This is a genomic window from Methylomonas sp. 2BW1-5-20 (genome assembly GCF_052474515.1).
On sequence record NZ_CP184127.1, the window covers coordinates 4,043,961 to 4,063,557 of the forward strand.

Sequence of the window (19,597 nt, forward strand, 5' to 3'; positions counted from 1 at the left end):
CCATCTTAAAACACTCCGTATGAAAATATCACTGATCGTGGCAATGGCCAGCAATCGAGCCATCGGCCTGAACGGCCAAATGCCCTGGCACCTGTCGGCCGATTTAAAGCGCTTCAAGCAGATCACCATGGGGGCGCCGATCTTGATGGGCCGTAAAACCTTTGAAGCCATCGGCCGGCCCTTGCCGGGTCGGGAGAATATTGTTATCAGCCGCGATCCGGATTACCAACAGCAGGGTTGCCGGGTGTTTACCGACATTGCCAGTGTGTTACGGCACTATGCCGACCATTCCGAATTATTCGTGATTGGCGGTGCTACCTTATACGAAGCTATGCTAGTTCAAGCGGATTATCTGTATTTGACCGAAATCAACAGACAGTTTGCCGGCGATACTTTTTTTCCGGAAATCGATTTAAGCCAATGGCGGGAAATCGCTAGAGAGGAGGTGGAAAACGATCAAACCGTTGATTTTACCTACCGTTTTTTAAAGTTTCAAAACGCCCGGCTCGATTAGGCCACACAAAATATTTTGCCAATATCCGCCGGAGTCGATTAGCGGCGGAATTTTTGTCATAAAACTGTCATATTCGCTTCATACTATTGTCACGCTAGATTGGCAATATGGATCTTAAGTTTTAAACATTTCGAGAAAATATATGAAAAACACCTTCAAGCTGAAATCGCTGGTTTTAGGATTTGGTTTTGCATCCGCTGCCCTGATCGGCGGCGAAGCAGCTGCGGCCCCCGCGACATTGGATCCTGCATTGCCCGAATACGCGGCAGCCAGTGGTGTGTCCGGCAATATTTCCAGCGTTGGCTCCGATACCTTGGCCAATCTGATGACTTTGTGGGCCGAAGAGTTCGGCAAACTATACCCTAACGTTAATGTGCAGATTCAGGCTGCCGGTTCTTCGACCGCGCCGCCGGCGCTGACCGAAGGTACCGCTAACCTCGGCCCGATGAGCCGGAAAATGAAAGACAACGAAATCGACGATTTCGAAAGCAAATACGGCTATAAGCCGACTGCAATTCCCGTTGCGATAGATGCGCTGGCGGTTTTCGTCAACAAGGACAATCCGGTTAAAGGTTTAAGCCTGCCGCAAGTGGATGCAATTTTGTCGTCAACCCGTAAATGCGGGTTTGCTACCGATATCAACACTTGGGGGCAAGTTGGCCTGACTGGCGGTTGGGCTAGCAGACCGATTCAAATGTACGGCCGTAACTCGGTTTCCGGTACTTACGGTTTCTTTAAAGACGAAGCCTTGTGTAAAGGCGATTTCAAAAGCAACGTCAACGAACAGCCTGGTTCCGCATCCGTGGTGCAATCGGTCACTACTTCGGCAAACGGCATCGGTTATTCAGGTATCGGCTATTCCACCTCGGGCGTAAAAGCCGTGCCGTTAGCGCATAAAGACGGTCAACCGTTCGTTGAGCCGACTCCGGAGAATGCCACATCAGGTGCTTATCCGCTATCGCGCTTTTTGTACGTCTATGTCAACAAAAAACCTAACGAGCCGTTGGCGCCTTTGGAGAAGGAATTCATCAAAATGGTATTGTCAAAAACCGGACAACAAGTTGTGATCAAGGACGGCTACATCCCGTTGCCCGCCAAAGCAGTGGAAAAAGCTTTAACCTTGATTCAGTAATTAGATCAGCCAAGGATGTCTGAAAAAGGACAATATTGCACGGACGCAGCAAGGGATTGGCTGATGGAAATGGTGGCCATATCCCCCTCACTGTGAATGGTGAATGATCTTGTATAATACAAAGCCGATGATTTTTAAACAGTTATCGGCTTTTTATCTCTGTCGCGTCGTTTTTTCGACGCAGCTATGTTAACCAACCATGCCTTGTTATGACTGAAGCCCACCCCATTCCAGCGAAAGCCACGCTGTTGCAAACAGCTACTAGCGACCGTTATCAGCGTTGGCGTCTGGTAAAAGATAAGTTGGTGGCGCGTTGCGTAGTCGCAGGCGGCCTGAGTATTATCCTCGCCGTGGTGCTGATTTTTTTCTACCTGTTGTATGTGGTTTTTCCGATATTGTTGCCGTCCCACGCGGAAGCGGTCGGCCGTTACGATGTGCCGGAGCGGGCATTGGGTAACACCGTATTTTTGTCGATGGAAGAACAAAACGAAGTGGGCGTGCGTTTTACCGACACTGGCAAAGCCGTATTTTTTAGCGTCGCCACCGGTCAGCCCATTCGCGTGGACGCGTTGCCTATTCCGGAGAACATAAAAATCACCAGCTATGCCCATGGCGGTGTTGATAAAGGTGTAATTGCCTTTGGTTTGTCAGATGGCCGCGCCGTGGTCGTTAAACACGATTACAAACTGACGTATCCGGACGGCAAACGGGTAATTACCCCCGCTATTCAATATCCGCTGGGCACCGAACCGTTAGTGGTGGATAAACAAGGCCAAGCGCTGACAAAACTGGCGGTGAAGTTGGGTGATAAAAGCAGTACCCTGCTGGCAAAAACCGCCGATAACCGCATGCTGTTGAGCAGCCTGAGTAAAAAAGAGTCGCTGTTCGACGACGAAGCGTCTTGGGAAGCCACCGACACGGTGATCGAGATGGCTGCCGACGAAGTCGACTTTATCCTGCTGGATAAGGAATTGCGCAATCTGTACCTGGCAAGCCGCACCGGCGATTTAACCGTGGTGGATATTCTCGACAAAAGCCAGCCCAAGATCAAACATAAGCTGAATGTGCTGCATCAGGGTGTGCAAATCAGCAGTATGGAATTTTTAAACGGCGACATTTCGCTGTTGATTGGCGATAGCAGCGGGGTGATGGCCCAATGGTCCATGATTCGCGATCAGCAAAACCATTTCAGCGTCGAAAAACTGCGTGAATTTAAAGTGTCCGATGCGCCGATTATTACCATCAATCCGGAACAACGCCGCAAAGGCATGCTGGCTGCCGACGCCAATGGCGAGATCGGCATCTACAGTTCCACCGCCGAACGGGAATTGATCAAGGAAAACATCCCCGGCGGGACACCGGTGGCCGTTACCTTGTCGCCCCGCGCCAACGCCATGTTATTGCAGGCGGCGGACGGTAAAATCAATCATTGGGTAATCGAAAACGAGCATCCGGAAGTGTCCTGGAGTTCGTTATGGAATAAGGTTTGGTACGAAAGCTATCCTAAACCCGATTACATCTGGCAGTCGTCGGCGGCCAGCAACGATTTCGAACCGAAAATGAGCCTGACGCCGCTGGTGTTCGGCACCCTGAAGGCTTCGTTTTACGCAATGTTGATGGGGGTGCCGCTGGCTTTGTTCGGCGCGATTTATACGGGTTATTTCATGGCACCCAGCGTGCGGCAGTATGTAAAGCCGGGCGTGGAAATTATGGGGGCGTTGCCGACCGTGATTCTGGGTTTTCTGGCCGGTCTGTGGCTGGCGCCTTTCGTGGAAGCCAATCTCACCGGAATCTTTTCGCTGCTGATGCTGGTGCCGCTGTCGGTGATGATTTTCGCGTATTGTTGGCAATACGTGCCGGAGCAAACCCGGCATAAAATCCCGGACGGCTGGGATGCGATTGTGTTGATCCCCGTGGTGATATTCGGTGCTTGGTTGTCTTTTCAGTTAAGCCCTACTATTGAGGCGCTGTGTTTCAATGGCGATCTGCGGACTTGGATGCGCGAGGAATTCGGAATCGGTTACGATCAGCGCAACACGCTGGTGGTTGGTTTGGCGATGGGTTTTGCGGTAATTCCGATGATTTTTTCCATCGCCGAAGATGCGATTTTCAGCGTACCCAAACATTTGACTACCGGCTCGTTGGCGCTGGGCGCGACGCCTTGGCAAACCTTGACTAAAGTGGTTTTACTGACCGCTAGCCCCGGTATTTTCTCGGCGATCATGATCGGCTTCGGCCGCGCCGTCGGCGAGACCATGATTGTGTTGATGGCCACTGGCAATACCGCGGTAATGGATTTGAGCATTTTCCAGGGGCTGCGCACGCTGTCCGCCAATATCGCGGTGGAAATGCCGGAATCGGAAGTTAACAGCACTCACTACCGTGTGTTGTTTCTCGCGGCGCTGGTGCTATTCATGTTCACTTTTGTAGTCAATACGCTGGCTGAAGTCATTCGGCAGAATCTAAGACAAAAATACAGCTCATTATGATTAAAGCATGGTTTAAGAGCGGTTCGCCCTGGATATGGATGACCGCCGGCGCGGTCAGTTTGAATCTGATATTGGTAGTGGGCTTGCTGCTGCTGATTGCGGTGAGAGGCTTGGGGCATTTTTGGCCGGCCGATATCATCGAATACCGTTATCAGGATCGCGATGGCCCGGAAATTTCTATAGTCGGAGAGGCTGTGGCGACTTCGTTATTGCCTGCCGTGCAAGCCAGGGCTGCGGGGCATGAGTTGCTGGATAACGGCGAATATCTGGTGCAGCATCTGGTAAAAACCGGTAACCGCGATATTCTCGGTAGCGATTTTCGTTGGATTCAGCAGCAATACATCCACGGCCAATCCACGCCGGACGATTTGATCATGATCGAACGCCGGGAGTGGGGTAATTTCTACGGCCGCTTGGTGGCGGTTAAGGAAGACGGCGCGGTGATTGCCCAAGGCGAGCAAGCCTGGCAGGTCGCGCAAGAAAAGTTGGCGAAAGTGTTGGCGCAGCACGACGAAATCGATAGTTTGCAAGACCATGAAGTCGGTGCAATCAATTATCAACTGGAACGTCTGCGTTTGAAGCAACGCGCGCTGGAACTGAAAAATGCCTGGAGCGAGGCTTCCAAACAGGAATTTGCCGCGCAAAAACAGGATTACGAAAAACAATACCAAGTTATCCAGCAACAAATCGGCAAACTGAGCAAGGAAAGCAAACGCTACAGTCTGGTGGTTGCTGAAGCCGGGCAAAAGGAAATCAGCCTTCCCTTGAATCGGGTGGTTAAACTGACCCGTCCCAATACGATGAACGTGTTCGATAAATGCATCGAATATATCGGTAATTTCGCCACCTTTGTCAGCGACGAACCGCGCGAAGCCAATACCGAGGGCGGTATTTTCCCTGCCATATTCGGTACAGTGCTTATGGTGTTGCTGATGGCAGTGGTGGTGACGCCGTTTGGCGTGATTGCTGCGGTTTATCTGCGCGAATACGCCAAGCAAGGCTTTATCACACGGGTGATACGGATTGCCGTTAATAACTTGGCTGGCGTACCCTCCATCGTTTACGGCGTATTCGGTTTGGGCTTTTTCGTGTATATCATCGGCGGCAATATCGACCGCTTGTTTTTTCCGGAAGCGGCGCCGGCGCCGGTGTTCGGTACGCCCGGGCTACTATGGGCATCGTTGACACTGGCCTTGATGACCTTGCCGGTGGTGATTGTCGCCACCGAGGAAGGTTTGTCGCGCATACCCAAATCGATTCGGGAAGGCAGTTTGGCGCTGGGCGCCACCAAGGCCGAAACCCTGTGGCGCACGGTATTGCCGATGGCCAGTCCGGCCATCATGACCGGCTTGATTCTGGCGGTGGCGCGCGCCGCCGGCGAAGTCGCGCCGTTGATGCTGGTTGGTGTGGTTAAACTGGCGCCTACCTTGCCTTTGGATGGTAATTTCCCCTATTTGCATTTGGATAGAAAGTTTATGCATTTGGGTTTTCATATTTACGACGTCGGTTTCCAGAGTCCTAATGTCGAAGCCGCCAGGCCCTTGGTATACGCGACGTCTTTATTACTGGTGATGGTCATTATCGGCTTGAATATGTTCGCTATCTCCATACGCAACAATTTGCGGGAAAAGTACCGCGCCCTAGAAAATTAATATCGCATATTCATCCGGAAGCCTGGACCCAATACCATGACAACAGCCCAAATAAATACCCACGCCATCGATCTCGGTGCGTTGAAACGGGAAGGCAAAAAAAGCGCCGAGCAACTCGAAACCTGTATCAAAGTCGAAAATCTGGATTTGTTCTACGGCCAGAAGCAGGCATTGCACAGCGTTAATATGGAAATGCCCCATAAGAAGGTGACGGCTTATATCGGTCCCAGCGGTTGCGGGAAATCCACTCTGCTCCGCTGCATTAACCGGATGAACGATCTGGTCGACGGCGTCAGTATCAAGGGTAAAATTCTGCTGGACGGCGAGGATATTTACGATAAATCGGTGAATGTCGCCGCCTTGCGCCGACGGGTGGGCATGGTGTTTCAAAAACCTAATCCGTTTCCGAAAACCATTTATGAAAACGTGGCTTACGGGCTGCGGATTCAAGGTGTCAACGACCGGCGCATCCTCGACGAAGTTGTCGAAAAATCATTGCGCGGTGCGGCGCTATGGGATGAAATGAAGGACCGGCTCAACGACAATGCCTTGGGTATGTCCGGCGGCCAGCAGCAACGTTTGGTGATCGCCAGAGCCATCGCCATCGAGCCGGAAGTGATTTTGTTGGACGAGCCGGCCTCGGCCCTGGACCCGATTTCCACGTTGAAAATCGAAGAATTAATCAACGAACTGAAAGAAAAATATACGATCGTGATCGTTACCCACAACATGCAGCAGGCGGCGCGGGTGTCCGATTACACTGCCTTTATGTATATGGGCGAATTAATCGAATTTGGTGAAACCAGCGAATTGTTTACCAATCCGGCGAAAAAACAAACTGAAGATTACATTACCGGCAGGTACGGCTAGGAGGTAGGCAATGGATAACAGCAAAATCAAACAACATATTTCCCGTCAATTTAACGAGGAGATGGAAGATATCCGTAACAAAGTGCTGACCATGGGGGGATTGGTCGAGCAACAAGTCGATCTGGCGACCAAGGCTTTCATGAGCAATGACCTGGAGAACGCAGAGAAAGTGGTCCTGCAGGATCGGTATGTCAATGAAATGGAAAAAGACATCGACCACGAATGCACCGAAATTATGGCTAAACGCCAGCCGGCGGCCTACGATCTACGGATGTTGATCGCGACCATCAAAATCATCACCGACCTGGAACGCATCGGCGACGAAGCGGCGCGCATTGCGAAGATGACCATGCGTCTGGAAGGCGCCGATTATTACCAGGACAAGTATTACGAAATCGAACATCTGCTGAATCTGGTCAAGGAAATGCTGAACGGCGCGCTGGATGCGTATGCCAGAAACGATGTTGAGGAAGTCGTCGCGATTACCGAGCAGGACGCCAAGGTAGATCGGGAATACACCAGCATCACCCGGCAGCTGATTACGCAAATGATGGAAAACCCGCGGAATATTACCCGCGCGCTGGATATGTTGTGGGCGGCCCGCGCGCTGGAACGGATAGGCGACCACGCCTGCAATGTCTGTGAACAGGTGATTTATATGGTGAAGGGTAAGGACGTACGCCATATTAGCCGAGAAGAACTGGAACGCGCGGTTAATTCAGTTCGTTAGTCGATTGAGCTTCGGCCGGATTCAGGGTAATCGTAAATTCGCTACCCCGATCAATCCGGCTGCTCACTGCCAGGGAACCGCCCATCAGCTCGACCATATGTTTGGTAATCAATAGGCCTATGCCGGTACCTTCTATGCTTTCCTGATCCTGATGAAAACGGGTAAAGGGCTGAAAAAGCAACGCAAGTTTATCGGCCGCAATACCCGCACCGGTATCCTTCACGGCGATACGGACTTTATTGTCCTTTTGCTCGACCAATACTGTTACCTCGCCATGCGGACGATTATATTTGACCGCATTGGATAGCAAATTAAGCACGCATTGTTTCAAACGCAGCCGGTCGGCATTGACCGGAACCGGCTGTTCCGGGAGCCGGCATTGGATGCTGATGCCCTGTGCCTTGGCATGATGACCGATCAGTTCCAAGGCTTCCGCAATCACGCTTTGGCAGTCGATCTCGTCGATACAGACCGTCAATTTGCCGCTTTCCACGGCGGACAGGTCCAGCAATTCGCTGATCAAATCCAGCAGATGCAGGCCAGCGCTTAAGATATGACTGACGGAATCTTTTTTATCTTCGTCTAACGGTTCCTTCTGATCCGACTCCAGCAGCTGACTAAAGCCGATAATCGCATTTAACGGCGTGCGCAGTTCATGGCTCATATGCGACAAAAACTCCGATTTGGCTTGGCTAGCGCGTTCGGCTTCCCACTTGGCGTGTGATAAATTGACGATTAATGCGTTTTTGTTGAGTTCGTGTTGCTCCAGTCGCTCCAGCATGGTGTTAAAGGTTTTAATTAAGGTCCCGGTTTCGTCGAAAGTGTCCACCTTGAGCCGGCTGTTGAAACTATTGTTCCGGCTGATTTGCTCGATCTTGGACGTAAGGCGCAACAATGGCCGGCTGATTTTGTAACCCAGCCAGCGAGCCAATAACACGGCGATCAGCATCGCCAGCAGCATCGCGCTCAGGGCCTCTAGCGCCGTGTAACGGAAGTTATATATCAATTCCGCCAGCGACAAATGCAGGGCTAGGTAACCAATAAGTCGTTGGTCGATTCTGACGGGAACCAGCAAATCCAGTGAATCGGAACGAAAAATATGATCAACGCTTTGGCCGTTTAATGTTGCGGAAAATTGCCGCCAAAATTCGCCATCCCGTTTATCCGTGCTTAACTTGGTCTGGTTTTGCGGCAACTGCCTCCGATAGTCGGCAAACAGCCTATAGTCGGCGGTAAAAATGTAGGCGCCGATCACATCGTCTTTTTCCCTTAGTGCCGCCAGGATTTCTCTAGCCGTGCCGGGGTCTTGATAGACAATCGCCGCCGATACATTGCTGGCGAGTATTTTGGATAACACCCGGCTTTGCTCCAGCAATGTTTGTTTCTGATGCCGATAATCGGTTGCCAGAAAAAACACTAGCGTGAATACCGCCGTGATTAACGCTGTCAGCAGCACGATGGCCAAAATTTTTCGGCGAATTGAAGCGTGTTGGTAGATGCTACTAAGCGACATGGCTATTCCAGTATCCGTGAGCTTCGCAGTAGCTTGGAACTAATCGTCAGCCCGGTCTGCGTCACATTTTTCAGTTGAATCACCGGTTGAATACGTTGGCCGTCGTTGGCCAGCCTGATCATACCGCCGCGTTGCTCGAAATCGGCGATATCGCTGACGGTCAGAATCGGCAACGCATGCACGAACTCCAGCGTGGCGGCGAGTATTCTCTCTTGTTGGGCCGGCACGTAAATCACCTGGCATTCATGTAATTGGCCGGGCACCGGATCTATAAGCAACTGAATGGGTTGATCGTGCACCCGTTCGCCTTCGATCAGCTTGGCCAGGATTTGCGTCACCGGCGAGTTGGCATAACTGCAAAATAAAAAATGCTTGCTAATGTCCGCCGGCCAGGTAACGAAGTAGGCAAAGTTATACAGATAGGCCGCTTTAAGTTCCGTTTCGTTGAAACGCGGCTCCTCGGCTTTAACTGCTTGTATCCACAGCGAATAGCACAATAGCAGTAGTGTCAAACCCCGCCAAGCATGGCCGGAATTGACCAAGACCGTTTTTAACCGGCTAGGGCGCTGCATCTAATAACGCACCGTGGCTTTAAGGTAGTAGTTGCGTTCGAATTCGCTGCTGATCACGGCGTTGTCCAGATAGGGACTGAATTCCAGATGCCGATTGTCCAGCAAGTTTTGCGCACCGACCGCCAACTCAAAATGCAGATTCGGCTGCCAGCCCAGTCGCAAGTCCACGCGGTGATAAGCCCTAACCTGATTAACAAGCCGATCGCTGTAATACCAGTGGGCATCGAATTCCAATTGATACGGCAGATTCAGGTAAGAGCTCAAGTTGAACCGATTCCGCGCGCTATTGCCTTCGGCTATTTCGGCGGCACTGTCCAGACTGCCATCACGCCGATGCAGCGCAATCCCAAACAGGCTGTAACTGCCTTGCATGCGCCAGTTCTCCGAAACCCGCCAGTTCAACGCGGTTTCCCAGCCATAGGTTTCGCCATTCGCTTTGTTGGCAATCAGAAACGGGATGGTGGTATTTTGTCCGGATACTATCGGGGTTTGCGGCTCGGTTGTGCTGAGTCGGCCGTAATCGCTGTAAAACAGCGTGGTATCGATGTTGAAGGCGTCGCCGGGGAAAAAGCGATATCCCAGTTCGTAAGTAATTGCGCTTTCCGAGTCGAAATTGTCGTCGCCCAATATATTTGCGTTAGTTCCGGGGCCGACGTTGAACAGCACATTCAGATCGTGATCCACTCTTGCCGGCACTCTTACCGCTCGGGATACCGCTCCCCACAGGCTATGCTGTCGATTGGGCATCCACAACAGCCTTGCCGAGGGTTGAATTTCAAAACCGGTAAAGTCGTTGTGTTCGACTTTGCTGCCGTAAATAAAGCGCAGATTATCGTCCAGAAATCGCCATTCGTCTTGCCCGAAGACATTAAACAAATGCACATCGCGTTGCGCCGGATCGAAATACAACAAAGCTTGCTTTTGCTCGAGTAGATCGCTGTTGAAGCGATAACCGGCGCCCCAGGTCAAATTATGCTCCTGCAGGCGGAAATTATGCTGCAGATCGAGATCGAAGGTGCTGCGCCGATAGTCCAGTCGAACCTGATTTCTGACGGCATGATCGAAATAGCTGCGAATTTGCAGGCGGCTGTTGTTTTCCAGGGTTTGCTGCCAGCGCAGCAATAGGTTGCCGCCGTATTTTTTAGCGTTGTCGGCGATAACCGGGGCCATAGGATTCAGGTTGCTCAGCGATTGTTGCATATCGCCGTTGAAATAGTCGCCCTGCACGATCAGGTTTTTGCGGGCGTCCGGTGTCCAGTCGCTGCGAAAGCCGGCTCGTCCCATGTCCAGGCGATCGTTAGCTTTGTCGCCGTTGCCGAAATGGAAATCGTCGCGATGATTGTATTTGCCGTAAATCCGGTAATGAAAATCAGGATTGATTTCGCCGCCGTAACGAAAGGTGCCGAATCCGGGTTCTTCCTTGCTGGTGCCGCCCGACAGCAATAGGCCTTGCGACTCCTGCGACGAGCGGGTAATGATGTTAATCACGCCGTTGACGGCGTTGGAGCCCCATAAGGTGGCGCCCGGGCCGCGAATCACCTCGATACGGTCTATGTCTTCCAGCGGATAATCCTGTTCATTCCAGTACACCCCGGAGTTTAACGGATCGTAAACGGTGCGGCCGTCCACCATCACCAATAATTTATTGGCATAAATGCCGTTGAAACCTCGGCTACTGATCGCCCATTGATTGGCATCCACGCGAGCGACTTCCAAGCCCGGGACTTTGCGCAGCACTTCCGGAATCGATTGCATGCCGGAGCGCCTGATTTCTTCGTGACTGATCACGAATACCGCGGACGGCGTCTCGTTGATGGGTTGCTGGTTTTTCGTGGCAATGGAGACCGTGGTGGCGCTTAGTTCTTGCAGGGACAGGGCTTTTAGGTGTGTCAGCGTATCGTCCGCATAGACATCGCCAGCGGTCAAGCAGGTTAAATAAAAAAGCGTTGCGCTCTGATATTTCCCAGCCTTTTTTAGCCGTTTTGCCATAAACCCCGTTTCTATACCCTATTAAGCATGGGTTCATTGTAGACGGGCGCGATTAAATAGCAAAACCTCTTTGGTCGGTCGGGTAAAAGCCGGGGGGTTACTTGATGGCGCGGATCAATTTGATCATGTCGCTGCTGGCCGGGTCGATAAATATTTTCTGGAACGGACAGGCTTGGACGTTCTTTAGGGTTTGCCGATTGATATTGGCACCCAAGGTATTCACAACCAACGGGTTGAATAAATTCATCAGGGTAGCCAGGATTTTGTTGGAACTTAAAACATGTTCCAGCAGCAGTACTTGGCCGCCGGGCTTACATACCCGATACAGCTCTTTCAGGCCTTTTCTGGGCTTGGGGACCGAACAGAACACGAAACTGCCGATGACTGTATCGAAACTGTTATCGGCGTAATCCAGGGATTGCACATCCATCAGCGTCAGATCGACAGCAATCTGTTTACGCTGCTGTTTGCGTTGCGCTATTTCCAGCATTCTTGGACTGAAATCGATACCGGTCATTCTGGCATCGTCCGGATAGAAGGCGAAATTTTTGCCGGTACCTACACCGACTTCCAAAATGTGGGCGCCCGCCGCCTGCACCCAGAGTTTTTTACGTAAACGGCGAAACAGCAAGCCTTCCAAAACGCCTTCCAGACTGTCGAAATAAGGCGCCAGCCGGTCATAGCGTTGTCTGATCCGGTTGCTGTTCGCTGTCATGTATAACTTACGCCTCTAGTTGCTGAATGCCATCCAGAAACCAGCGGGTTTGTTTGCTGTTTATCGGTTTGATGAAATGCCAGACTTCCTTGATTGCTTCGGCCGGCGCATCGTCTTCGCTGATCAGCGCGTCGAACAGGACCACGGCTTCCAGTTCCGAACCGGCTTCGCGCACGTCGAGCAGTTCGGCATTCAGTTTTAGCACTACGGTTTTGTTATTGCCGCCTGATGTGCGCAATTGTTCCTGAATTTCCGCGAAGACTTTGTCGGTGGTCAAACCGCGGATCTCGGCCAGGTCGCGATTATCCCAAGACGCTTGTAAGTGCCGGTAGGCGTTCTCCGCACCGGTCAAGAAAGTATGTTGATCGAATCCGGCCGGTAGTTTGCTTGCGTCAAAGCCCGCAGACGCCTGGCTGTCGCCGCTGCTTGAGGCCGCCACTTTGCCTTTGTTGAATAACACGTCGGTATCGAAACCGGAGGTGCCGGGCGCGGCTTGTTGATTCTCGCGGTAATAAGTTTGCGGCTCCGCCTGCTTATGTTGGGCCGGTCCGTAGCCGGCGGGTGCGGCCGGTTGCTGACGGCTTCTGGCGGCAAACAGCCGATACAGCAAATAGGCGACGCCGCCGAGTACCAGAATGTCCATAAAATTGAAGTTTTCAAACGCACCGCCGAAGAACATAGAGCCCAGCAATCCGCCCAAGGCCAAGCCGCCCAGCATGCCCATCAGACCGCCGCGACCGGCCCAGCTTTGCCGAGCCGTTTGATTTTGCGCCGCGGCTTGTTGTTGGGCGGCCGACCGGACCGGCTGGCTGCTCGCTCCGCTGGGCGAGGTTGAACGTTGAAAAGGCGTGCTATAGCTGGGTTTGCTGCCGAAGGATTTGCCGCCGCCCATGCGTTTAGCTTGCGCTTCGTGAACACTGCCTAGCAGCAAGGCCAGCGCAATGAATAGTGTTGCCAAGGTACCGATCTTTCTGTTCATAGGGTTTGTATGCCAAGTGAGTAAGGGTTTGCCGATATTCGGGGTAAAATCGCTAATTTAAAGTAGAATAGCCTTTCGTACCGGCCTATACAACCTGTCTACCGATTAACGAGACTTCTCAGACACTCTGAAAACATAAATGGTTGCATATTTGCGTCAATTGTTGGTGATGTTGCTTATGCTGCTGCAAATGGCGGCACCGCTGATGCATGCCCACGTCGGTGCGGATGTCAGTCCCTGCGGTCTGCATTTACATGAATTCGAAGCTTTGCATATCGAGCGCGATGGGCCGGTCTTGATGGCATTCGATCACGATCTGCAAATGCAAAGCAGCATCGTCAACATCGGCTCGGCGATTAAGCAGCAACAATTGCTGGATAAGCTCAGCCCTGCTGTGTTCTTGTTTGTTCTGGCAGTCCCGGTTTTTGCCGTTGCGCGGCAAATCGGTATCGTCAATTTTTCTCCGCACACATCCTTATTTGTGCCGGAACCATTACCCAGTCAAAACGCCTCACGCGCACCGCCGTTCTGAAAGGGGCCGCCGCCTAGCGCGGCCGGAATTGGTTTACACGCTAAACCATGCCCCCGATTCCTTACAACTACTAAAGTCTGCCGGCTATTAGTAAGTTATGCCCAGTTTAATTTTTGTTTTGGAGCGCTAAATGAACGGATACCGTCATATTAAATACGGTTTACCTGTTTTACTGTTGGCAAGCACGCCTTGTGCTGCCGAACTAAACGACAGCGGCGAACACTTGACCGCGATGAGCCGCAAGCCGGTTGCGGAAAAGCTGATTGTCGAACACATTGATCCGGTTGAAACCGACCCGGCCCTGAGTTTGGCGGAATTGGTGGAATTGACCTTGGAAAAATACCCGGATCGCTTGATCAACGAAGCCCTGACTCAGGAAGCCGATGCGCTGGCGGAACGTAGCGATGCCTGGGTGGCGGGATCGACAGCCTTGGCCTTGGATTATTTCGATGACCGCATAGCCGATAATTTTGGTTCCAGGGAAGCGTCGGCAAAGTTGGAAGTGACCACCTGGAAATGGGGGCAGCGCGATGCCGGACAGGCGGTTGCGCAGCAAGCGAGCCTATCCGCGCAAAAGCAATTGGCTGCGGTGAAATTGGAAGTAACGCGTTTGGTTCGCGAGGCGCTGTGGAATATGGAAATCGCCAACATCGGCTTGCAACAGGCGCAAAACGCCTTGTCGATTTCCGAGCAGCTGATGAATAAAGTCGAACGGCGGGTCGAGCTGGGCGATTTACCGCGCGCCGATTTGTTGTTGGCCAAGGGGGAATATCTGCAAAATCGGGCTTTGGTGACGCAGGCCGAAGCGGAGGTAATGCATAGCCGAAAAGCCTATGCCAGTTTGACCACCTTGTCACGGGTGCCAGGCAGCTATCAGGAAAAGCAAAGCGATATTACCGCTGTGACCGCCAATCATCCGATGCTGGAAGCGGTAAATGCCATCATCGAACGCAAGCAGGCGGAAATCGAATGGACTAAAACCACCGATCCGATCAATCAGCCCAAACTGAGCGTGGGCGCCAAAAGCCAGCGCGACGGCCGTAACGGTCAAGATATAGAGAGTGTTGGTGTCGGCGTAGTAATGCTGTTCGGCGGCGAAGCCTACAATGCGCCGGAAATCGCGAAGGTGAATGTAGAGCTGAACCATGCCAAGGCGCAACGCGAGCATCTTTACCGGCAATTGGAGAAAAATCTGCATGAGGCCGAGCACTCGCTGGAAGTGACGCGGGCGGAGCTGGCCATAGCCAACGAATTGAAACAAATCGCCGAAACCCATCTGAAAATGACGGAAATCAGTTTTTCCGCCGGCGAAATCAATCTGCTGGATTTGTTGAAAATCCAGGCCCGCAGCCTGGAGGCGACTCGTAACGCCAAACTGCAGGAAGTTAAATTGCAGCGCAATATCGCCTTTTATAATCAAGCGGTCGGTGTACAGCCATGAAGCGGATGATATATGCGTTGCTACTGGCGCAGTCTACGAACACGTTTGCGCTGGAGATGCAGATTCGCATTTCCCCGCAGCAGATAGCCAATCTGGATATTCCGGTTGCGCCACTGACCGCCAGCCGGCAGATTCCGTTGTTCTACGCGCCCGGCAAAGTGGTAGTGCCCGCCGATCGCGAGGTGTTGATCAGTACTAGCCAACCGGGGTTGGTCAGCGAATTGCTGGTCAATATCGGCGACCATGTACGTAAGGGCCAAGTATTGGCGCAGTTGAACAGTCCGGCGTTGGTGGGCTTGCAGCAGGCGTTTTTGACGGCTAATAGCGAACTGAATTTGTCCGCTTTGGAGCGGAGCCGGGATCAAAAATTATCTCAGGAAGGCGTCATCGCCGAACGGCGTTGGCAGGAAACCCAGATGCTGCACAGCAACAAATCGGCAAAAGCCGACGAAGCCCGCCAATTGCTAACGCTGGCCGGTATGTCGGCTGCCGAAATCAAAAATCTGGCTCAAACCCGCAAGCTTGAGAATCAATTGAATATTCGCTCGCCGATTGACGGTGTGGTACTGGAACGCCTGATCAGCCTGGGCGCTCGTTTGGACGTGCAGGCGCCGCTGTATCGTATTGCCGATTTATCCGAACTCTGGCTGGAAATTAATATTCCGCAAGAACGCTTGAATGGGATTCGGCTCGGCGATTCGCTGCGTCTGGAGGGCAGCGAGATAACCGCCAGAATTAGTCTGCTGGGGCAAAGCGTCAATCGCGACAATCAAATGGTGTTGGCCAGAGCGGTGATCGACGGCAAGGCAGAGGGCTTAAGAGTCGGGCAAAACGTTAATGTGCAGATCATGCAAAACAGTACGCAAGCCGGCTTTATCGTGCCCAATACCGCGATTGCGCAAAATGAGGGCCATGCCTATCTGTTCGTGCGTAACCAAGAGGGATTTGCGGTGACGGAAGTGTCGGTCATTGGTAAACAGGATGCCGATTCGCTGATCAGCGGACCGTTGTCCGGTAGCGAGCAAATCGCGACAAAAGGTGCTGTAGCCTTGAAAGCCAATTGGCTTGGTTTGGGAAGGGCTGAGTAATGGCCGGGTTAATTCGCTTTGCGTTGACCCAGCGCCTGCTGATTTTACTCGGCGTGTTGCTGTTGATGGGCGGCGGTTATTATGCCGTTAAACATATTCCTATCGATGCCTTTCCGGAGGTGTCGCCCACCCAGGTTAAGATCATCGTCAAAGCCAACGGCATGACGCCGGAAGAAGTGGAAGCGCGGATTACCGCGCCGATCGAAATTGAGCTATTGGGTATTCCGCACCAAACCATGTTGAGGTCGTTGGCGAAATACGCGATTACCGACATCACGCTTGATTTTGAAGAAGGTACCGATATTTATTGGGCCAGACAGCAGGTTGCGGAACGCTTGAACACTTTATGGGGCAGTTTACCGGAAGGAGTACAAGGCGGGATTGCGCCGCTGACCACTCCGTTGGGCGAGATGTTCATGTTTGCCATCGAGGGCGGCGATTTAAGTTTAATGCAGCGTCGCGAGTTGTTGGATTGGACGATACGTCCGGCTTTACGCACCGTGAGCGGCGTGGCCGATGTCAACGCGCTGGGCGGGCTGGTACGCAGTTTCGAAGTGGTACCGAATAACGTCCGGATGGCCGCGCGCAATATCGATACTCAGCAATTGATGGCAGCCTTGCAAAACAATAACCGTAACGACGGCGCCGGTCGGCTCACCGAAGGCGAGGAAGCGCTGATTGTCCGTGCCGAAGGCCGCATCAAAAACGAACAGGATGTTAAGGATATTGTGGTGGCCCAACACCAAGGATTACCGGTTAGAGTCGAGGATATCGCCGATGTCCGCATCGGAGCACTGACTCGCTATGGCGCGGTCAGCAAGGATGGCAAAGGCGAAGCGGTCACTGCGGTGGTGTTGAGTTTGCGTGGCGCCAACGCCAGACAGACTATCGAACAACTGGAAAATAAATTAGCGGAATTGCGACCCGCCTTGCCGGAAGGCGTACATATCAATGTGTTCTATAACCGCGGCGTGTTGGTCGGCAAGGCTGTCAATACGGTGTCCAAGGCCTTAATGGAAGCGATCGTCTTGGTGGTGGTGTTGCTGATCCTGTTCCTAGGCGATTTGCGGGCGGCGTTGACCGTGGCCTTGGCCTTGCCGATGGCGGCGCTGGCGACCTTCATTCTCATGTATGCCTTTGGTATGTCTGCCAATCTGATGAGTTTGGGCGGCCTGGCAATCGCGATCGGCATGCTGGTAGATGGTGCGGTGGTCGTGGTGGAAAACGTGATTACCCAGTTGGCCGATCATCACAAGGTCGAGCGTCTGCCGCGTTTGCATCTGATTTATCGCGCCACCCGCGAAGTCGCCGCGCCGGTGACCTCAGGCATTTTGATCATCATTATCGTGTTCTTGCCGCTGTTGACCTTGCAGGGCCTGGAAGGTAAGTTGTTCGGGCCGGTGGCGATGACCATCGTGTTTGCTTTAAGCGGCTCTTTGATATTGTCGCTGACGGTGATTCCGGTTTTGGCTTCGCTACTCCTCAAGCAGGTATCGCATGAAGAGCCCTGGTTGCCGCGCAAATTGTTGCAGTGGTATCAACCTATCCTGGTCTGGTGTCTGGAGAACGGCAAGAAAGTCTTTATCGGCGCCGGCGTGATGCTGGCCGCCAGTCTGGCGGTATTTACCCAGATCGGCAGCACTTTCATGCCGACCATGGACGAAGGCGACATCATCATCCAGCTGGAAAAATTGCCATCGATTACTTTGCTGGATTCAGTGGCGCTGGACGGCCGCGTACAAAAAAATATTCTTGAGCATATTCCCGAAGTGGAAACCGTGGTTTCAAGGGTCGGCACCGACGAATTGGGTTTGGACCCGATGAGTCTAAATGACACCGACACCTTTTTAATCCTTAAGCCCAAATCCGAATGGCGTATGGATACCAAAGAGGAGTTGATCGAGGAGATTCGCAAAATCATGGACCATACACCAGGTATTGCCTTCGGTTTCACCCAACCCATCGAAATGCGGGTTTCGGAAATGCTGACCGGTACCCGCGGCGATGTCGCGATTAAACTGTTCGGTGCGGATCTGGAGACGCTGAATCATAAAGCCGAAGAAATTGAATCCGTGCTGAAGACTATACCCGGCTCCAGCGATGTGTTCACTCGTAAAAACGAAGGTATGCAGTTCTTGCAACTCAGCATAAATCGCGAGGCGGCCGGCCGTTTCGGCTTGGATAGCAATACTATCGAAACCATGCTGCGGGCTCAAATCGAAGGTATGCAGATGGGAATTGTGCAGGAAGGCGTCAAACGTACACCGTTGCTGCTGCGCGGGAACAGCAATACCGCCAATTTCGACAACCTGCAAATTAGCCTGCCCAATGGCGGTCATGTGCCGATTACCGCTGTCGCGAAAATTCAAGCGGTCGAAGGCGTGGTGTCGATCGATCGGGAAAAAGGCCAGCGCTTCGTTGTGATCCGCTGTAACGTGGAAGGCCGCGATCTGGTCGGTTTTGTCGACGAGGCGCGTAAAACGGTGGCCGAACGCGTCAAATTACCTGGTGGTTTTCATGTCGCGTTCGGCGGGCAGTTTGAGAATCAGCAACGCGCTTCGGCACGGCTGTCATTGGTGATCCCATTGTCGCTGGGCTTGATATTTTTGCTGTTGTTTTCCACTTTCGGTTCGGTGCGGCAGGCGGTGCTGGTGCTATCCAATATCCCGCTGGCAATGATAGGTGGCGTGTTCGCGCTGTGGTTGTCCGGCGAATATCTGTCGGTACCGGCCTCGGTCGGTTTCATCGCCCTACTCGGCATCGCGGTATTGAACGGGGTGGTGATGGTGAGTTATTTCAATCAGCTGTGCGCGACCGGCATGGAGTTATCGCGGGTGGTGATTATCGGTTCCGGCCGGCGTCTGCGGCCGGTGTTGATGACCGCCAGTATCGCCGCGTTCGGTTTGATCCCACTGCTGTTCGCGTCGGGACCGGGCTCGGAAATTCAGCGGCCGCTGGCTATCGTGGTCACCGGCGGATTGCTGTCTTCGACCTTGTTAACGCTAATTTTGTTGCCGATACTCTACCGGCTATACGGCCGTAACCCGGAGCTTTGTTAATGAGTCATGATGCATTTTTACTGACGCTAAATGTGCCGCCCAGCCTGGAAGAGGCGCTGGTCGATTGTCTTTTATCCTTGGAGTGGCGGCAGGGTTTCACCAGTTTTCCGGCCAATGTGCACGATCATAATAATGAGGGCTTGTCGCTGGCGGAGCAGGTGGCAGGGCATCAACGGAAAATTCGCTTTCAGATGTATGTCGAAAAACCAAACATTTCCGCATTATTGACTAAGCTAAAAGCGGATTTTGCCGGTTCCGGATTACGTTATTGGTTGGTGCCGGCCATCGAGCAAGGCATCATCTGAGCATAAAATATGCAGAA

Annotated in this window: 16 protein-coding genes; 11 read left to right on the forward strand and 5 right to left on the reverse strand. The window is 52.5% G+C overall.

Annotated features, from left to right (window positions below; translation table 11 throughout):
• The first annotated feature begins 19 nt into the window (after window positions 1–19).
• The 6 genes from ACH50O_RS18645 (at window position 20) to phoU (ending at window position 7,387) form a co-directional block, all read left to right on the forward strand.
• A complete protein-coding gene (locus ACH50O_RS18645) occupies window positions 20–514 on the forward strand; it encodes a dihydrofolate reductase (protein WP_446809249.1) in 495 nt (164 codons plus the stop codon).
• 142 nt (window positions 515–656) lie between these two features.
• A complete protein-coding gene (locus ACH50O_RS18650) occupies window positions 657–1,646 on the forward strand; it encodes a PstS family phosphate ABC transporter substrate-binding protein (protein ID WP_446809250.1) in 990 nt (329 codons plus the stop codon).
• Window positions 1,647–1,855: 209 nt separating this feature from the next.
• A complete protein-coding gene (locus ACH50O_RS18655; RefSeq protein WP_446809251.1) occupies window positions 1,856–4,135 on the forward strand; it encodes an ABC transporter permease subunit in 2,280 nt (759 codons plus the stop codon).
• A complete protein-coding gene (gene pstA, locus ACH50O_RS18660) occupies window positions 4,132–5,787 on the forward strand; it encodes a phosphate ABC transporter permease PstA (protein ID WP_446809252.1) in 1,656 nt (551 codons plus the stop codon). Before ACH50O_RS18655 ends, pstA begins: the two co-directional genes overlap by 4 nt.
• A 36-nt stretch (window positions 5,788–5,823) precedes the next feature.
• The gene (gene pstB, locus ACH50O_RS18665; RefSeq protein WP_446809253.1) at window positions 5,824–6,657 is read left to right on the forward strand and encodes a phosphate ABC transporter ATP-binding protein PstB; all 834 of its coding nucleotides are present in this window, start codon (window positions 5,824–5,826) and stop codon (window positions 6,655–6,657) included.
• Between the two features lie 10 nt (window positions 6,658–6,667).
• Window positions 6,668–7,387, forward strand: coding sequence for a phosphate signaling complex protein PhoU (gene phoU / locus ACH50O_RS18670; protein ID WP_446809254.1), 720 nt, complete (start codon window positions 6,668–6,670; stop codon window positions 7,385–7,387).
• Here the strand turns inward: phoU and ACH50O_RS18675 are convergent.
• The 5 genes from ACH50O_RS18675 to ACH50O_RS18695 all read right to left on the reverse strand — a co-directional run bounded on the left by ACH50O_RS18675 (window position 7,371) and on the right by ACH50O_RS18695 (window position 13,155).
• Window positions 7,371–8,900 (reverse strand): ATP-binding protein, encoded by a 1,530-nt coding sequence (locus ACH50O_RS18675; protein WP_446809255.1) that lies wholly within the window; start codon window positions 8,898–8,900, stop codon window positions 7,371–7,373. The two genes, phoU and ACH50O_RS18675, sit on opposite strands and share 17 nt — an antisense overlap.
• A gap of 2 nt (window positions 8,901–8,902) precedes the next feature.
• Window positions 8,903–9,472, reverse strand: a complete 570-nt coding sequence (locus ACH50O_RS18680; RefSeq protein ID WP_446809256.1) for a YfiR family protein — start codon at window positions 9,470–9,472, stop codon at window positions 8,903–8,905.
• Window positions 9,473–11,461, reverse strand: coding sequence for a TonB-dependent receptor plug domain-containing protein (locus ACH50O_RS18685; protein WP_446809257.1), 1,989 nt, complete (start codon window positions 11,459–11,461; stop codon window positions 9,473–9,475).
• 97 nt (window positions 11,462–11,558) lie between these two features.
• The gene (locus ACH50O_RS18690; protein WP_446809258.1) at window positions 11,559–12,176 is read right to left on the reverse strand and encodes a class I SAM-dependent methyltransferase; all 618 of its coding nucleotides are present in this window, start codon (window positions 12,174–12,176) and stop codon (window positions 11,559–11,561) included.
• Window positions 12,177–12,183: 7 nt separating this feature from the next.
• Window positions 12,184–13,155 carry a Tim44 domain-containing protein gene (locus ACH50O_RS18695; RefSeq protein ID WP_446809259.1) on the reverse strand — a complete coding sequence of 324 codons (972 nt, stop codon included), beginning with the start codon at window positions 13,153–13,155 and terminating at the stop codon, window positions 12,184–12,186.
• Between the two features lie 139 nt (window positions 13,156–13,294).
• Between ACH50O_RS18695 and ACH50O_RS18700 the strand changes: the two genes are divergently transcribed.
• From ACH50O_RS18700 to ACH50O_RS18720, 5 genes are all read left to right on the forward strand, one after another.
• On the forward strand, window positions 13,295–13,687 hold the full coding sequence (locus tag ACH50O_RS18700) for a hypothetical protein (protein ID WP_446809260.1): 393 nt from the start codon (window positions 13,295–13,297) through the stop codon (window positions 13,685–13,687).
• 130 nt (window positions 13,688–13,817) lie between these two features.
• Window positions 13,818–15,128, forward strand: a complete 1,311-nt coding sequence (locus ACH50O_RS18705) for a TolC family protein (protein ID WP_446809261.1) — start codon at window positions 13,818–13,820, stop codon at window positions 15,126–15,128.
• On the forward strand, window positions 15,125–16,216 hold the full coding sequence (locus tag ACH50O_RS18710; protein WP_446809262.1) for an efflux RND transporter periplasmic adaptor subunit: 1,092 nt from the start codon (window positions 15,125–15,127) through the stop codon (window positions 16,214–16,216). Before ACH50O_RS18705 ends, ACH50O_RS18710 begins: the two co-directional genes overlap by 4 nt.
• Window positions 16,216–19,275 (forward strand): efflux RND transporter permease subunit, encoded by a 3,060-nt coding sequence (locus tag ACH50O_RS18715; RefSeq protein ID WP_446809263.1) that lies wholly within the window; start codon window positions 16,216–16,218, stop codon window positions 19,273–19,275. Before ACH50O_RS18710 ends, ACH50O_RS18715 begins: the two co-directional genes overlap by 1 nt.
• On the forward strand, window positions 19,275–19,580 hold the full coding sequence (locus tag ACH50O_RS18720; RefSeq protein ID WP_446809264.1) for a DUF3240 family protein: 306 nt from the start codon (window positions 19,275–19,277) through the stop codon (window positions 19,578–19,580). The genes ACH50O_RS18715 and ACH50O_RS18720 overlap by 1 nt, the downstream gene beginning before the upstream one ends.
• Window positions 19,581–19,597: the final 17 nt, after the last annotated feature.

Coding starts and splice junctions, on each gene's coding strand:
- pstB (WP_446809253.1), top strand. CDS start 5,824: ATGACAACAGCCCAAATAAATACCCACGCCATCGATCTCGGTGCGTTG.
- phoU (WP_446809254.1), top strand. CDS start 6,668: ATGGATAACAGCAAAATCAAACAACATATTTCCCGTCAATTTAACGAG.
- ACH50O_RS18685 (WP_446809257.1), bottom strand. CDS start 11,461: ATGGCAAAACGGCTAAAAAAGGCTGGGAAATATCAGAGCGCAACGCTT.
- ACH50O_RS18655 (WP_446809251.1), top strand. CDS start 1,856: ATGACTGAAGCCCACCCCATTCCAGCGAAAGCCACGCTGTTGCAAACA.
- ACH50O_RS18715 (WP_446809263.1), top strand. CDS start 16,216: ATGGCCGGGTTAATTCGCTTTGCGTTGACCCAGCGCCTGCTGATTTTA.
- pstA (WP_446809252.1), top strand. CDS start 4,132: ATGATTAAAGCATGGTTTAAGAGCGGTTCGCCCTGGATATGGATGACC.
- ACH50O_RS18700 (WP_446809260.1), top strand. CDS start 13,295: ATGGTTGCATATTTGCGTCAATTGTTGGTGATGTTGCTTATGCTGCTG.
- ACH50O_RS18680 (WP_446809256.1), bottom strand. CDS start 9,472: ATGCAGCGCCCTAGCCGGTTAAAAACGGTCTTGGTCAATTCCGGCCAT.
- ACH50O_RS18720 (WP_446809264.1), top strand. CDS start 19,275: ATGAGTCATGATGCATTTTTACTGACGCTAAATGTGCCGCCCAGCCTG.
- ACH50O_RS18675 (WP_446809255.1), bottom strand. CDS start 8,900: ATGTCGCTTAGTAGCATCTACCAACACGCTTCAATTCGCCGAAAAATT.
- ACH50O_RS18690 (WP_446809258.1), bottom strand. CDS start 12,176: ATGACAGCGAACAGCAACCGGATCAGACAACGCTATGACCGGCTGGCG.
- ACH50O_RS18695 (WP_446809259.1), bottom strand. CDS start 13,155: ATGAACAGAAAGATCGGTACCTTGGCAACACTATTCATTGCGCTGGCC.
- ACH50O_RS18710 (WP_446809262.1), top strand. CDS start 15,125: ATGAAGCGGATGATATATGCGTTGCTACTGGCGCAGTCTACGAACACG.
- ACH50O_RS18645 (WP_446809249.1), top strand. CDS start 20: ATGAAAATATCACTGATCGTGGCAATGGCCAGCAATCGAGCCATCGGC.
- ACH50O_RS18705 (WP_446809261.1), top strand. CDS start 13,818: ATGAACGGATACCGTCATATTAAATACGGTTTACCTGTTTTACTGTTG.
- ACH50O_RS18650 (WP_446809250.1), top strand. CDS start 657: ATGAAAAACACCTTCAAGCTGAAATCGCTGGTTTTAGGATTTGGTTTT.